The 14,711-nt window shown below is 37.7% G+C and carries 14 protein-coding genes; 7 read left to right on the top strand and 7 right to left on the bottom strand.

Going from position 1 to position 14,711, the window contains the following annotated elements; translation table 11 throughout:
• The first annotated feature begins 60 nt into the window (after window positions 1-60).
• Window positions 61-1,452 carry a UDP-N-acetylmuramate:L-alanyl-gamma-D-glutamyl-meso-diaminopimelate ligase gene (gene mpl / locus GYX25_RS10665; RefSeq protein ID WP_091350329.1) on the top strand — a complete coding sequence of 464 codons (1,392 nt, stop codon included), beginning with the start codon at window positions 61-63 and terminating at the stop codon, window positions 1,450-1,452.
• 153 nt (window positions 1,453-1,605) lie between these two features.
• Here the strand turns inward: mpl and GYX25_RS10660 are convergent, their stop codons facing one another.
• The 3 genes from GYX25_RS10660 to GYX25_RS10650 all read right to left on the bottom strand — a co-directional run bounded on the left by GYX25_RS10660 (window position 1,606) and on the right by GYX25_RS10650 (window position 4,103).
• Window positions 1,606-2,973: an L-serine ammonia-lyase gene (locus GYX25_RS10660; RefSeq protein WP_091350326.1), complete on the bottom strand. Its 1,368-nt coding sequence runs from the start codon at window positions 2,971-2,973 to the stop codon at window positions 1,606-1,608.
• 298 nt (window positions 2,974-3,271) lie between these two features.
• Complete coding sequence (locus tag GYX25_RS10655; RefSeq protein ID WP_091350323.1) at window positions 3,272-3,673, bottom strand: hypothetical protein; 402 nt, start codon at window positions 3,671-3,673, stop codon at window positions 3,272-3,274.
• A gap of 25 nt (window positions 3,674-3,698) precedes the next feature.
• Complete coding sequence (locus GYX25_RS10650; RefSeq protein WP_174787346.1) at window positions 3,699-4,103, bottom strand: hypothetical protein; 405 nt, start codon at window positions 4,101-4,103, stop codon at window positions 3,699-3,701.
• 155 nt (window positions 4,104-4,258) lie between these two features.
• Between GYX25_RS10650 and proS the strand changes: the two genes are divergently transcribed.
• Together proS and bepA are read left to right on the top strand one after the other, a co-directional pair.
• Window positions 4,259-5,980 carry a proline--tRNA ligase gene (gene proS / locus GYX25_RS10645; RefSeq protein ID WP_174787345.1) on the top strand — a complete coding sequence of 574 codons (1,722 nt, stop codon included), beginning with the start codon at window positions 4,259-4,261 and terminating at the stop codon, window positions 5,978-5,980.
• A gap of 205 nt (window positions 5,981-6,185) precedes the next feature.
• Window positions 6,186-7,637, top strand: coding sequence for a beta-barrel assembly-enhancing protease (bepA, locus tag GYX25_RS10640; protein ID WP_091350312.1), 1,452 nt, complete (start codon window positions 6,186-6,188; stop codon window positions 7,635-7,637).
• Window positions 7,638-7,708: 71 nt separating this feature from the next.
• On the opposite strand, the gene GYX25_RS10635 is transcribed toward bepA, so the two are convergent.
• Complete coding sequence (locus GYX25_RS10635; protein WP_091350309.1) at window positions 7,709-8,371, bottom strand: histidine phosphatase family protein; 663 nt, start codon at window positions 8,369-8,371, stop codon at window positions 7,709-7,711.
• Between the two features lie 22 nt (window positions 8,372-8,393).
• Window positions 8,394-9,377: a 23S rRNA pseudouridine(955/2504/2580) synthase RluC gene (rluC, locus tag GYX25_RS10630; protein ID WP_091350306.1), complete on the bottom strand. Its 984-nt coding sequence runs from the start codon at window positions 9,375-9,377 to the stop codon at window positions 8,394-8,396.
• A 148-nt stretch (window positions 9,378-9,525) separates the two neighbouring features.
• On the opposite strand from rluC, the gene dsbB reads away from it, so the two are divergent.
• From dsbB to rapZ, 4 genes are all read left to right on the top strand, one after another.
• Complete coding sequence (gene dsbB, locus GYX25_RS10625) at window positions 9,526-10,059, top strand: disulfide bond formation protein DsbB (RefSeq protein WP_091350304.1); 534 nt, start codon at window positions 9,526-9,528, stop codon at window positions 10,057-10,059.
• A 79-nt stretch (window positions 10,060-10,138) separates the two neighbouring features.
• Complete coding sequence (gene rluA, locus GYX25_RS10620) at window positions 10,139-10,795, top strand: bifunctional tRNA pseudouridine(32) synthase/23S rRNA pseudouridine(746) synthase RluA (protein ID WP_091350301.1); 657 nt, start codon at window positions 10,139-10,141, stop codon at window positions 10,793-10,795.
• Window positions 10,796-10,851: 56 nt separating this feature from the next.
• A complete protein-coding gene (locus tag GYX25_RS10615) occupies window positions 10,852-11,448 on the top strand; it encodes an XTP/dITP diphosphatase (RefSeq protein ID WP_174787344.1) in 597 nt (198 codons plus the stop codon).
• 88 nt (window positions 11,449-11,536) lie between these two features.
• The gene (gene rapZ, locus GYX25_RS10610; protein WP_091350295.1) at window positions 11,537-12,385 is read left to right on the top strand and encodes an RNase adapter RapZ; all 849 of its coding nucleotides are present in this window, start codon (window positions 11,537-11,539) and stop codon (window positions 12,383-12,385) included.
• Window positions 12,386-12,395: 10 nt separating this feature from the next.
• On the opposite strand, the gene GYX25_RS10605 is transcribed toward rapZ, so the two are convergent.
• Window positions 12,396-13,220, bottom strand: coding sequence for a divergent polysaccharide deacetylase family protein (locus GYX25_RS10605; RefSeq protein ID WP_091350292.1), 825 nt, complete (start codon window positions 13,218-13,220; stop codon window positions 12,396-12,398).
• Entirely contained in the window at window positions 13,220-14,428 is a 1,209-nt protein-coding gene (envC, locus tag GYX25_RS10600; RefSeq protein ID WP_091350289.1) for a murein hydrolase activator EnvC, read from the bottom strand. The genes GYX25_RS10605 and envC overlap by 1 nt, the downstream gene beginning before the upstream one ends.
• Window positions 14,429-14,711: the final 283 nt, after the last annotated feature.

Below are 14,711 nucleotides of genomic sequence, written 5' to 3'. Positions count from 1 at the left end.
AGATCGACAATAGTACCCAATGTCATCAATATAAAATTTATACAACATTAAGGATACAAAATGCACATTCATATTCTTGGAATTTGTGGCACATTTATGGCTGGGATTGCATTAATAGCCCGTTCTCTAGGTCACAAAGTAACAGGCTCAGATAAAAATGTTTACCCACCAATGAGCACACTTTTACAAAAAGAGCATATTGATATCATTGAAGGATATGAACCATCACAACTAACATCTACACCAGATTTAGTCATCATCGGCAATGCCCTATCACGAGGGAATCCTTGCGTTGAATATATTTTGGACAATAACATTCCTTATATTTCAGCACCACAATGGCTACATGATAATGTATTACGTGATCGTTGGGTGATTGCTGTGGCTGGCACACATGGCAAAACCACAACTGCAGGAATGGTTAATTGGATTTTGGAAAAACAAGGTTATAAACAAGGTTTTGTGATTGGTGGCGTACCTGGCAACTTTGATGTTTCAGCAAGATTAGGTGAAGGTAATTTTTTTGTCATTGAAGCGGACGAATATGACTGTTCATTCTTTGACAAACGTTCAAAATTCATGCACTACTGCCCTAAAACATTGATCATGAACAATTTAGAATTTGATCATGCAGATATTTTTGATGATTTAAGTTCAATTCAAAAACAATTTCACCATCTAGTTCGTTTAGTACCAAGTAAAGGACTAATCATCTCGCCACAAGAAGATGTAAATTTAAAACAAGTATTGGCTAAAGGCTATTGGAGCGAACAAGTATTTACTGAATCAGAAACAGGTTGGTTAGCCCAACGCATCAGCAATGATGCAAGCCATTTTGCTGTTCTCTATAAGAATAAAAAAGTAGGTGAAGTCAAATATTCATTAGTAGGCGAACATAATATGCATAATGCAGTAATGGCGATTGCAGCTGCTCATAATGTGGGTATTGAACCGGCTGACGCCTGCTTAGCATTAGGTTCGTTTATTAATGCAAAAAGACGTTTAGAGCTCTATGGTGAAGTTAATAACATCGAAATCTATGACGACTTTGCACACCACCCAACAGCCATTTTAGCAACATTAGAGGCTTTACGTAGCAAAATCGGCTCTAATCGCCGCATTTTAGCAGTTCTCGAACCCCGGTCAAACACAATGAAATTAGGCATATCTAAAGATGAGCTAGCCCCATCGCTTGGACGTGCAGACGAAATTTTCATCTTCCAACCAGAACAACTGCCTTGGTTAGTTGCTGATGTGGTAGATGCTTGTATTCAACCGGCTTACTGGACTGGCGACCTTGATTTACTGGTTGAAATGATCACAAAATCAGCCCGACCAACAGATGCAATTTTAATTATGAGCAATGGTGGCTTTAATGGCATCCATAACAAAATTGTAGAAAGTCTAGAAAAAAAACAAATAAAAGATCAAGAAGATCAACCATTAATTTAATAACGATATATTAATAGCAACATATGATATGCCTATCACAGGGCATATCATATAAACAGAATATATCATGAATGAAGCAATCGACATAATAGCTATATTATGTCGCAGAATAAAATTGGCAAGAATTGAAAAAGTTTATCTGATAACACCCAATTAATTACAGTGAACCGTAATTGCTAGCCCACCCCGTGATGTTTCTCGATATTTTGCATTCATATCTTTTCCTGTTTCATACATGGTTTTAATCACCTTATCTAACGATACTTTTGCCGCAGTAATTCGCCTTAAAGCCATTCTCGTTGCATTAATTGATTTTACAGCAGCGATGGCATTACGCTCAATACAAGGTACCTGAACTTGACCAGCGACAGGATCGCAAGTCAATCCTAAATTATGTTCCATCGCGATTTCTGCAGCCATGCAAACTTGCTCAGGATTACCCCCTAAAAGCTCAGCAAGCCCTGCTGCAGCCATAGAACAAGCAACACCCACTTCTCCTTGACATCCAACTTCAGCACCAGAAATAGACGCATTGATTTGATAAAGTTGCCCTATCGCACCACAAGTTAGAAAAAATCGAATATAAATATCTGGTGTCACTTCGTTAATAAATTTATCATAATAAGCTAGCACCGCTGGGATAATACCACACGCTCCATTTGTTGGCGCCGTCACCACTCGACCACCAGCAGCATTTTCTTCACTAACGGCAAGCGCAAACATATTTACCCAATCAATAACCACCATAGGATCACTAATAATTTTATCTTTGGTTGTAGATAATTGACGATATAACGAAAACGCACGACGAGGGACTTTTAGAGGTCCAGGCAATAATCCTTCTGTATTCATTCCACGCTTGATACATTCCAAAATAGTTTTCCCAACTCGCGAAAAATAATCTTCAATTTCTTCATAAGTGTGTAATTGCAGCTCATTTTTCATCATAATACTAGAAATTGACAATGAATTATCTTCACAATGTTTTAGTAACTGTTCGGCTGAAGAAAATGGATAAGGAAATTTTACGGAGTCTTGTTTTTGCAAACCAAATTGCTCCTCTTCAACAATTTGACCACCGCCCACGGAATAATACGTTTTTTGAAATAGTAATGTATCACCATTATAGGCACTCAACGTCATGCCGTTTTCATGTAATGGCAAAAATTTGGAATGAAACACCATACAACTATCCAAAGGAAAGTCGATTTCGTAACGATTATGATAAATCGGTAAACGGTGAGTTTGTCTTAATTTTTCGATAAAAATAGGAATATTATCAATATCAACAGTATCAGGTTTTTCACCGGCTAACCCCATAATAATAGCAATATCAGTTTGGTGCCCTTTACCTGTTAACGACAAAGAACCATAAACATCAGCAACAATTTTAGTAACCGATGACATCATATCATTGCTAATTAGTTGATCAACAAACGCCTTCCCAGCTCTCATTGGTCCAACTGTATGCGAACTTGAAGGACCAATACCAATTTTAAATATTTCAAATACTGAGCTCATTTTACTCCTTGAAATTATTATCTTTTATTTTTAAAGTAAATAAACATCTATTCATAACAGGAAAACACTATGCACTTCACCATAACATAATTAAGCTTGGAATGAATATTTAAATAATTTTGGCAAAAAACGAGTAAGAGAAATTTCAAATAAAAAGTATCTTTTATTAAAAAAGACATAAACAATATAGCGATTAAACCTATTGAAACTTAAGACTTTATAGCACAAAAAATAATGTTGAAAATCCCAAAATTATAAAATAACTAATTTTAAAAGCTTAATTATTAAAGATTGCATTTCAATCAAGAATTGAATCATAATAACAAATTATTCCTGTTTCTAAATGCTCAATTTCTAACTCGCCACCTGTTAAAATTTCATCACCAGAAAAATAACTTGGCTTTCTTTTTAGGGTCACTTTTCCCAAAAGCTCATCATTGTAATAAAAATACCCTTCATCACTAATTTTATTATAAGGATCATCCGATTCCATCAATCCTCTGCCACAAGGACAATCGATAGAATCAACCCAATTACCATCTTTAGTTTTGCACCCATCTCCTCGCCAGCCAAAATCCAAAATTTCATCATAACTTAAATCCATTAAATAATATTTGGTTATTTTCACAGGATAATAGAGTATAGCAAAGACTAATAGCACATAAATAATATGCGATATTTTTAATTTTTTTAGTTTCATTATTTTCTTATTACTTATTACTAAATTACTTATATGAATAAAAGGTACAGGTAATGCCTGATTCAAAATCCTTAACGTACAGTTCCCCACCAGTAAATCGTTCTAAAGGAATGTAATCAGGTTTTCTTTTCAAATAAACTTTTTTCATCAGATCACTACCAATAATATAGCCATTCCCATCTTTGATATAAATACCGTTACTTCTATATGGATTCATTTGTTCGCAAATAGAACAATCTTTGCCATAATGATACTTGCCGCTGTCCAACTCACCTGGGTAATAACATTCATGCTCATTCACCCACATAAGATCCATCATTTCTTCATAACTAAAATCAGTTAAATAATAGATAATAAATTTAACTGGTTGGTATAATACCAAAACCACAAAAAAGGCTGCCACTAAGCGTGATAAATTTAATTTATTCATACCGATTTTTCTTATTACTCATGCTGATAATTTACAATTAATCTTTATGATTCACAATAATTATCAATAAAATTGCTTTAGTGTTGCGTTGGGTACTGCTAAACTAGCTCACATTTTTATTATATTTATAAATAAATTATTTTCGGGATAAATTTATGCGAACCAGTAAATATCTTCTTTCAACGTTAAAAGAAACCCCCGCTGATGCAGAAGTCATTAGCCATCAATTAATGTTACGTGCCGGCATGATCCGTAAAGTGGCTGCGGGTTTATATACTTGGCTTCCCACTGGTTACCGAGTACTAAAAAAAGTAGAAAATATTGTTCGTGAAGAGATGAACAAAGCAGGAGCAATAGAAGTATTAATGCCGGTCGTGCAACCTGCTGATATTTGGCAAGAAAGTGGACGTTGGGAACAATATGGCCCAGAACTACTGCGGATTAAAGACCGCGGTGATCGTGATTTTGTGTTGGGTCCAACCCATGAAGAAGTGATTACTGACTTACTCCGTAATGAAGTAAGTTCGTACAAACAATTACCACTTAATATCTATCAAATTCAAACTAAATTTCGTGATGAAGTACGCCCACGTTTTGGTGTGATGCGTTCGCGTGAATTTATTATGAAAGATGCATACTCTTTCCATACCACACAAGAATCATTGCAAGAAACTTATGATGATATGTACAAAGCCTATAGCGCTGTATTTACTCGCGCAGGTTTAAACTTTAGAGCAGTGCGAGCTGACACAGGATCGATTGGTGGTAACTGGTCACATGAATTCCAAGTATTGGCCGACAGTGGTGAAGACGACATCGTGTTTTCAACAGAATCGGACTATGCTGCTAATATCGAAATGGCCCAAGCACAAGCGCCAACACAAAAACGCTCAGCGCCGACTAAAGCAATGGAACTGGTTGAGACACCAAACGCCAAAACGATTGAAGAATTAGTTGAACAATTCAATTTACCAATTGAAAAAACCGTGAAAACCCTAATGGTGAAAGCCACAAAAGAAAGCGGTCACAAACTTGTTGCGCTATTAGTCCGTGGAGACCACACCTTAAACGAAATCAAAGCCGAAAAAATTGATATCGTAGCCTCACCACTAGAATTTGCAACCGAAGAAGAAATCCGTGCGATTGTAAATGCAGGGCCAGGCTCATTAGGACCAATTAACTTAAATATGCCAATCATCATCGACCGTGATGTTGCAGTCATGAGCGACTTTGGTGCGGGTGCAAATATTGACCACAAACACTACTTCAATATTAATTGGGAACGCGACGTTGCCCTGCCACGTATTGAAGATATCCGCAACGTGGTTGAAGGTGACATTAGTCCTGATGGCAAAGGAACATTACAAATCAAACGAGGGATTGAAGTTGGGCATATCTTCCAACTTGGTACAAAATACTCACAAGCAATGAAAGCCACTGTACAAGGCGAAGATGGGCAAAATCACGTCATGATCATGGGTTGCTACGGTATTGGGGTTAGCCGAATTGTGGCAGCAGCAATTGAACAATGCCATGATGAACGTGGTATTGTTTGGCCTGAAGCCATTGCGCCATTTAGTGTCGTAATTATTCCAATGAATATGCACAAATCAGAAAAAGTCCAAGCCACGGCCGAAAAACTTTACGCTGATCTACAAGCTGCTGGCATTGAAGTTCTCTTTGACGACCGCAAAGAGCGCCCAGGAGTAATGTTTGCTGATGCGGAACTAATTGGTATTCCACACACAATTGTCATTGGTGAGCGTAACCTTGAAAACGGCGAGGTTGAATACAAACATCGCGCTGGTGGCGACAAACAAATGGTAAAAACAGATAATATTATCGACTTTATCAAACATCGCACTCAATTAGTTTAACGTTCAAATAACTTACTAAACAGCCTAAAAGCACAACTGCAATAAACCAATTACTGTTGTGCTTTTGCATTTTTTATCGTACCCCAAACCATCATTACCTAAGCAACCACTAAAAAGCTAAATTCGATTACAAATTCAAAGTGATATTGTGTTTTTTTTCAGCTAAAATAAATCAAAATAAATCTTATCTCAATGGGTTGAAATAATGTTAAAAAAAGTCATGGCATTTACTCTATCTGCCTCGTTATTATTACAAAGCACACCTATCGTTTATGCTGATAACATCAACCTACCAGACATGGGTACTGCCGCGGCCACAACCCTCAGCATTGGCCAAGAAATGGAAATGGGCGATTACTACGTACGAATGTTACGTGCCAGTGCACCAATTATTAACGATCCAGTTTTAAACCAATATATTAATGACTTAGGCAAAAAATTAGTCACTAAATCAGAATCAGTAAAAACCCCTTTTCAATTTTACATTATGAAAAGCGATGTACTTAACGCCTTTGCTTTCTTTGGTGGGAATGTCGTCATTCATTCACAATTGATATTAGATACCGACAACGAAAGTCAATTAGCTTCAGTCATGGCGCACGAAATTGGACACGTCACCCAACGCCACTTAGCCCGAGCAATGGAAAACCAAAACCGCAACAGCCCTTATGTATGGGGAGCAACATTAGGTTCTATCTTACTGACTTTAGCAAATCCCGAAGCGGGAATGGCTGCAATAACAAGTACTATGGCAGGTTCGGCGCAAAATATGATTAGCTTTACACAAAGTAACGAACAAGAAGCCGATCGAGTTGGTCTTAGAACGCTATCAAAAGCAGGATTTGATCCTTATGCTTCATCGGAGTTTTTACAAAAACTAGCCGATCAAAGTCGTTTTAGTAGCAAACCACCCGAAATATTACTCACTCACCCACTCCCTAACAGCCGAATAACCGACATTCGCAACCGCACATTACAATACGACAAAAAGAACGTAACACCTTCATTAAACTATTATTTAGCAAAAGCACGATTAGCAATTTTAATCAATAACAAAAAAAATGCCGGTAAACTACTCATACAGGATTACAAAAAGCTAAACAATGAACAAAGTAATATTGCCGCTATTTATGGCAACGCATTAACTGACAACGTAAGCGGTAATAACCAAAAAGCTAAACAACAATTACAACCGTTACTAGACAGTGATCCTAATAATATTTGGTATATCGACTTAATGACAGATATTGATTTAGCGCTCAATAATAACAATGCAGCCATTGCTCGCCTACAAGCGGCGTTAAAAAAAGCACCCGATAGCTCGGCATTGCAATTAAATCTAGCAAATGCGTACATAAAAAACCAAAATTATCAACAAGCGGTGAGTTTATTGCATCGTTACACTTTCGACCATAATGACGATATCAATGGTTGGGATTTACTTGTTACTGCTTATGGAGGAATACGTTCAAGAGCGCAAGAAATGAGTGCACAAGCAGAAATCAGCGCATTAAGAGGAAATTTTAAACAAGCAATCACAATATTACAAAATGCGAAAAACCAAACCAAAGGTAATCAAACGATGGTTTCGAAAATTGATGCAAGAATCAACCAATTACAACAACTGCAAAAACGTTATGCAGCTTACGCACGATAACGGGGTTAAATTGTAACAATATCGCCTCGACTCATGATAAAAATACTCATCAGTCGAGGTATAAAAGACCTTTATTCTTGGGTCAAATGATCTACGTTATTATAGAATTTCACCGTAAATTTGCCAACTGACTGGTCATCATCTTGCTTATAGTTAACTACACTAATGCTCGTATTCAACATCCTTGGAAAATAATCCTCATCACGATGTAAACGCCAATCGCCACCATTTAAAACACAAAGCAATATACGCAATACCGTACCATGTGACACAACTAAAATGTTCCCAGAATCTTGAGGGGCATTTTGCACAATAGTATTTAGCCCTTGCTTCATACGCGCTAAAATATCGGGGTAACTTTCGCCTTGGCTAACAGATGAATCAAAATTAGCAGGATCAGTCAAATAGACATTAAATTCCGGCACGTCTTGTTTTAAAGTAGGCACATGCTTACCTTCCCAAAGGCCAAAATCCATTTCGCGCAGATCCGCAAGCTCAGAAGTAGGAATAGCCATATTATTTTCATTCACAATATAATTACGCGTATCCATTGCACGTTTTTGAGGACTAGAATAAGCTTGCATAAAAGGCACATCTTTTAAATGTTGCCCAGTTAATTTAGCACCTGAAATACCTTGTTCGGTTAACGGAGAATCTTTTGACCCTTGCATCTGATCTTTAACATTCCACTGCGTTTGACCATGTCTAATTAAATATAAATTTAAATCCTTCATTCGTACTCACTACCTTTTCTATTTAAAATTCTGTAGGCTGATATTTATCTTTTCTAAGATAGGTTAAACAGCCCTGTAAAGCATCATCCATAGGTGCATTTAATTGCATCTCTTGCCCAGTTTTAGGATGAATAAATTTGACGCTAGCGGCATGTAAAAACAACCGATTAAGCTTAGTACCAGCTAACAATACATCAAACTGCCTATCACCATAACGATCATCAAAAGCAATTGGATGATTAGCATATTGCGTATGGATACGGATTTGATGGGTACGTCCAGTCACAGGGCTGGCTTTAATCAAAGTGGCAAAATCAAAACGCTCTTCAACTTTAAACCGTGTTTCCGATGGCTTACCCTCTTTATCGACTTTCACCACTCGCTCGCCGCTTTTCAATACGTTTTTAAGTAATGGCGCCTGAATCACCTTACATTCAGAAGACCAATTTCCCTTAACAAGCGCCAAATAATTTTTTTGCATTTGTTTAAGGCGCAACTGTTCATGTAACGCTTTTAATGTAGAGCGTTTTTTAGCGATCAACAATACACCCGATGTCTCGCGGTCAATACGATGCACCAACTCCAAAAACTTGGCATCGGGTCTTAGCGCGCGTAAGCCTTCAATTACACCAAAACTTAAACCACTACCACCATGAACGGCAATACCTGATGGTTTATTAATCGCTAATAAGACATCATCTTCATAGATAATGGCCTTTTCTAAATCAGCGACTTTATTAAGCTTGGTTGAAATTTCTGATGTAGCTTTTTCAGCCACGCGAATAGGAGGGATACGAATTTCATCGCCAATATTTAATTTATATTCAGGTTTAATTCGCTTTTTATTAACACGAACTTCGCCCTTTCTTAAAATACGATAAATCATACTTTTTGGCACACCCTTTAAATAGGTGATTAAAAAGTTATCAATTCGTTGTGTCGCATTTTCCTCTGAAATGGTAACAAATGAGACTTGTAACTTGGTTTGTGGAGCATTTGAGTCCATAAAAAATGATTAATCCGCCATCAATAAATAAAGTCGTTTACATTATTCAAAAATAAATTACACTATCGACATTAAAGAATCACGATAGATGATATCCAATATAATTAAAGAAAAATGATTATAACGGAATATGGAGGAATAAAATAGTATGTTGTCACTGCTTAATCAATACTCACAAAGCAGATTCGCTTGGTTCTTATTGTTCTTTTCCACGCTTAGTTTTGAAATAACCGCACTTTATTTTCAACATGGTCTAGGGCTAGCACCTTGTACACTTTGTATTTACCAACGTTGTGCCATATTTGGCATCATGCTAGCTAGCATCATAGGACTAATTGCACCTAAAAACATACTTGCACGGTTAGCGGCCGTTTTAATTTGGCTTTTTAGCGCCTATAAAGGATTTGCTTTAGCAACATTTCATGCCCACCTACAATTCGAACCAAACTTAAGTGACACTTGCTCACTCAGTCCTCAGTTTCCAGCTTGGTTACCATTAGACTCATGGTTACCTAGTTTATTTAATGCTTACGGATCTTGCGCTGATAAGATATGGACATTTTTAACTATCGAAATGTCACAATGGATGATCATCATCTTTGCTTGCTACCTTATTGTCGGTTTAGCCATATTAGTATCACAGCTATTTTCAGCCCCTAAAAGCTCAATGTGGAGCAAGTAACGCTATTTATAAAGCTAGCACTTTTTGTTGATTTTGTTAGAATGTGTGACAATTTTATTTTACAAATTGTCACACACAAATGCTTTTGGAATATCACCCACCTATTGAACCTTGGCTGTCTATTTTATATCAAGATGATCACATTGTCGTAGTCAACAAGCAACCCGGTATCTTATCGGTTTCAGGGAATAAACCTCAATTTATTGATAGTATTATTCATCGTTTGCAACAAAAATATAGCTATGTCGAATCCGTACACCGACTAGACATGGCAACCAGTGGCATCATGGTTGCCGCCTTATCGAAACTTGCCGATCGTGAAATAAAAAAACAGTTTCGGGAACGCATTCCCAAAAAAACCTATATCGCCGTTGTTCATGGGCACCTTGAGCAGGACACTGGCCGTGTTGAATTACCCCTAATTTGCGACTGGCCCAACCGCCCAAGGCAAATGGTCGATTTAGAAAATGGCAAACATGCACTGACTGAATATCAAGTTATTGCCCGCAATCCCGACAATACAACACGAGTAAAATTATTTCCTTTTACTGGACGCTCGCACCAATTGCGTGTTCATATGCAAGCCATTGGTCACCCAATTTTAGGCGATAAATTTTATGCACATCCCGAAGCATTTGCGATGTCTAAAAGACTGCTATTACACGCTCAATTACTCACGATTAATCACCCAAAAACAGGCGAAAGTATGACGTTTAGCACTGAGCCAGATTTTTGAAATACAAAACCGGCTTATACCAATGGCTAAAACTCATTAAAATAAAGGAAATTAAAATGCAAAAAATTGTATTAGCAACAAACAACCAAGGTAAAGTGAATGAATTGCAAAAATTACTCGCCGATGCCGGTTTTGATATTATTGCACAAAGCCAATTTAACGTACCTGATGCCGATGAAACAGGATTAACATTTATTGAAAATGCCATTTTAAAAGCAAGACATACTGCCAAATTAACAGGACTGCCGGCCATTGCTGATGACTCAGGCTTAGCGGTCGATGTGCTGGGTGGACAACCGGGGATCTATTCTGCGCGTTATGCGGGTGAACATGGCAACGACAAAAACAATAATCAAAAACTTCTTACAGCATTACAAAACGTCCCCAAAGAAGCCCGCACTGCCTACTTTTATTGCGCACTTGTCTTTATGAGACACGAAGCCGACCCAACTCCCATCGTCTGTCTAGGCAAATGGAATGGCTTTATCTTAAATGAAGAACAAGGTGAAGGCGGATTTGGCTACGATCCACTTTTTTATATCCCAGAATTAGGCTGCACCGCAGCACAGCTCACCAAAGAACAAAAAAGCCAAATCTCACATCGAGGCCAAGCACTTAAGCAACTTATTACCAAAATTAAAACTGATTATTAATGATTAACAATATTATTTATATTCAAAATTGTATATCAAGAAACAAACAGTATATAATTAATGCATCAATGGGCGTGGAGTTAATATTGTGATTCTACTAATAGTAAGTGGTCGCTCCGGTTCGGGCAAATCAATAGCCCTACGAGCGCTGGAAGATATGGGATTTTATTGTGTTGATAATATCCCTGTTGCGTTATTACCACAATTAGCCAATTCATTAAAAGACAACAACACACCCGTGGCAATTAGCATTGACATACGGAACTTACCTGAAAATTTTGACTTCAATAACGACATTTTCCAACGCTTACCGCAATCAGTAACCCCAGAGATCATCTTTTTCGACTGCAGTCGCAACACCCTAATTCGACGCTATAGCGAAACAAGGCGCATCCACCCATTAACCAATCAACACTACTCCCTCGAAGAAGCCATCGACCTTGAAGAAGCTTACCTAGAGCCATTAAAATCGCACGCAAGCCTCATCATCAACACCGACAACCTTTCAGTCCATGAACTATCCGATATTTTAAGATCACGTATTTTAGGTAAAAAAGAGCGCGAATTAACCATCATATTTGAATCATTCGGCTTTAAACATGGCTTACCGGTTGATGCTGATTTTGTCTTTGATGTCAGATTTTTACCCAACCCACATTGGGATATTAGTTTGCGCCCACTAACAGGTCTCGATGCACCTGTCAAAGAGTACTTACTAAAACATGACGAAGTATCCCACTTCATCTACCAAACAGCCAATTACTTAAATCAATGGCTACCATTGTTAGAAAAAAACAACCGCAGCTACTTAACCATCGCCATTGGTTGTACAGGTGGACAACATCGTTCAGTCTTTATTGTTGAACAATTAGCATCGTTTTTTAAAGCACAAAACAAACAAGTACAAATACGTCACCGAACGTTAGAAAAGCGCTAAAAAAACAGTTCTACTCATCAACCAGCTTAAGGTTTACTATTTCCTCAAGTCGGTGTTTGCATTTTTTAATAATTTCTTTCAACGTTATTTTAGGTTTATGGTTTACAGAATCTGACACCGTCGTAATTAGCTGACTGAGTTTAACCAACTCAATATCTGCAGGTAAATTAGCTAACTTAGTTCTTAACACATTAACCGTCTGCGGATGTGGATGACCAATAGCAATCGCCACACCATTTTTACGAGCCAATTTCACGGCCAAATCAAATTGCTGACTAATTGCGCTTTCGGTTTGCTTATCATCTAAAAAAACATCACGCGTTAACACCGGTATATTATAGTCCAGAGCAGCTTTTTTAACTTGGGTTTTACCGATAGTTTTACTATCCAAAAAAAACATTGAATAACGACTCAACGCTTTCATCACATTTATCATACCGCTTAGATTCGAAGTCATCAAACTACCCATATGGTTATTAACCCCAACGGCATAAGGCACCCGTTCAACAGCATTATCGACAATGACTTTAACTTCGCTTTCATTCATCGAAGGAAACAAAGTATCCTTTTCTAACGGTTGTTTATTCATTGGCGCCATAGGCAAATGGATAATCACATCATTACCATGCTCATGAGCCATCGTAGCAATACGTTTAGCATTAGGAGAGTGTGGCAAAACAGCAATGGTAATCAAGGGCGAAAACCCAATAATCTGCTCCTCATTATGTTGACGATAGCCAAAATCATCAATAACCAGCACCAACTGCCCCGCATATAAAACGGGCGAATTTAGCACCAACAAACTAATAACCAGCAGACCAATAAAACAGCGCATTACTTTAACCACCCACTTGGATCAAGTGCCTTACCATCACGGCGAATTTCAAAATATAAAGCAGGCGTATTTTGCCCCCCACTCGAACCAATCAACGCAATGGCTTGCCCGTTTTGAATCTTATCGCCCACCTCAACCAAAATACGTTGATTATAGCCATACAAACTCATATCGCCCTTACCATGCTCAAGTGCCACAACAAAACCATAACCTTGCAACCAACTCGCCAATATCACCCGTCCATCGGCAATAGCTCGCACCTGAGCACCATCTTTAGCATTAATGACCATCCCCTTCCAATGTAACTCACCTTGAAGCGATTCGCCAAAACGGTGAGCAACACTACCGCTAACAGGCCAATTAAACTGATGTTTCGGCTTACCAATACCACTCACCCGCGCCATCAATGCCCGCTCATCAGGGTTAAGGGTATAGCTTGTATTTTTTTGCTTTTCTTCAATATGTTTTGCCTGCCTTGCTTCTTCTTCTGCTATGCGTCGGCTTTCCTTTTCTGCTTGGGCAATTTTGGCTTGTAATTTGGCTTCATTGTTACGCAAACTGGCTAATTTTTGTTGATTTTCTTGCATTGACAATTCAAGCGAAGATATTGTCTTTTGCCGATTTTGACGGTTCTTTTCAAGCCCAGCTTGCTGTTCTTTTTGCTTGCTTTGCAAAGCTTTATGAGTTTCCTGTTTTTTTTGCAATTCTTGCTTTTTATTGGCCAATTGGGTTTGCGTATCTTCAAGCTCAGCAATCAGTTGTTGTCGTGCATTATTAATATAACTGAAATAAGTAATAATGCGATCATTACGCTCACTCTTCTCGCCCGAAAAAACAAGCTCAAATCCCGTCGCATTACCCAGTTTAAATGCGCTTTCTAACTGTTTGGCCAGCACAGCTCGTTGCTGTTTTTGTTTTACTGTTAGTAAATCAATTTGTTTAACTAAGCTATTGATGTCTTGATCAAGTTTTCTAAGTGATAAATCGTTTTTTTCAATCGAAGTTAACAATTTCGCGATTTCGGTTTCTTGCTCTTTAAGATCATTAACTAGCTCGGTACGTTCTTTTTTTTGCTGTGCTAGGCGTTTTTCTTGTTCTTCGATCGAATGACGTAGGGATTGGAGTAGCTGATTGTCATCAGCGTATGAAAAGTTAACTTTCATTAACCCCACAAGAACAATAATTGCAATTTTTTGATAAATGGACATGGTGTTGTATTTGTGATTGATAGCCGAGCAATAATGATGATGTCACTATACCGATAATTAGGGCAAGATGCAAAATGAAAACCAATTGTAATGTGGGGGGGAGATTGTTTTTTTTAGAAAAAACACTCAAAAAAAACTTTAATAAAATCAATACCATTTCTGACTGATTTTTGCTATATTATTTTTCATGGGGTGTCGTATGGTTGTTTTTTAACTTTGTTTTGAGGGCCAAGCCAGTTGGTGTTTTTTGATATAAGCAAAATCAAAAACCTTTCGCACCCCA

It is taken from the genome of Gilliamella sp. ESL0254 (assembly GCF_013344985.1).
Taxonomy (GTDB): domain Bacteria; phylum Pseudomonadota; class Gammaproteobacteria; order Enterobacterales; family Orbaceae; genus Gilliamella; species Gilliamella bombicola.
The sequence above is the reverse complement of the archived record's forward strand: the minus strand, read 5'-3'. Positions and strand labels throughout refer to the sequence as shown.

Bases quoted from the DNA above. Each gene is read 5' to 3' on its own strand.
- mpl (WP_091350329.1), top strand. From the start codon at position 61: ATGCACATTCATATTCTTGGAATTTGTGGCACATTTATGGCTGGGATT.
- GYX25_RS10660 (WP_091350326.1), bottom strand. From the start codon at position 2,973: ATGAGCTCAGTATTTGAAATATTTAAAATTGGTATTGGTCCTTCAAGT.
- GYX25_RS10655 (WP_091350323.1), bottom strand. From the start codon at position 3,673: ATGAAACTAAAAAAATTAAAAATATCGCATATTATTTATGTGCTATTA.
- GYX25_RS10650 (WP_174787346.1), bottom strand. From the start codon at position 4,103: ATGAATAAATTAAATTTATCACGCTTAGTGGCAGCCTTTTTTGTGGTT.
- proS (WP_174787345.1), top strand. From the start codon at position 4,259: ATGCGAACCAGTAAATATCTTCTTTCAACGTTAAAAGAAACCCCCGCT.
- bepA (WP_091350312.1), top strand. From the start codon at position 6,186: ATGTTAAAAAAAGTCATGGCATTTACTCTATCTGCCTCGTTATTATTA.
- GYX25_RS10635 (WP_091350309.1), bottom strand. From the start codon at position 8,371: ATGAAGGATTTAAATTTATATTTAATTAGACATGGTCAAACGCAGTGG.
- rluC (WP_091350306.1), bottom strand. From the start codon at position 9,377: ATGGACTCAAATGCTCCACAAACCAAGTTACAAGTCTCATTTGTTACC.
- dsbB (WP_091350304.1), top strand. From the start codon at position 9,526: ATGTTGTCACTGCTTAATCAATACTCACAAAGCAGATTCGCTTGGTTC.
- rluA (WP_091350301.1), top strand. From the start codon at position 10,139: ATGCTTTTGGAATATCACCCACCTATTGAACCTTGGCTGTCTATTTTA.
- GYX25_RS10615 (WP_174787344.1), top strand. From the start codon at position 10,852: ATGCAAAAAATTGTATTAGCAACAAACAACCAAGGTAAAGTGAATGAA.
- GYX25_RS10605 (WP_091350292.1), bottom strand. From the start codon at position 13,220: ATGCGCTGTTTTATTGGTCTGCTGGTTATTAGTTTGTTGGTGCTAAAT.
- envC (WP_091350289.1), bottom strand. From the start codon at position 14,428: ATGTCCATTTATCAAAAAATTGCAATTATTGTTCTTGTGGGGTTAATG.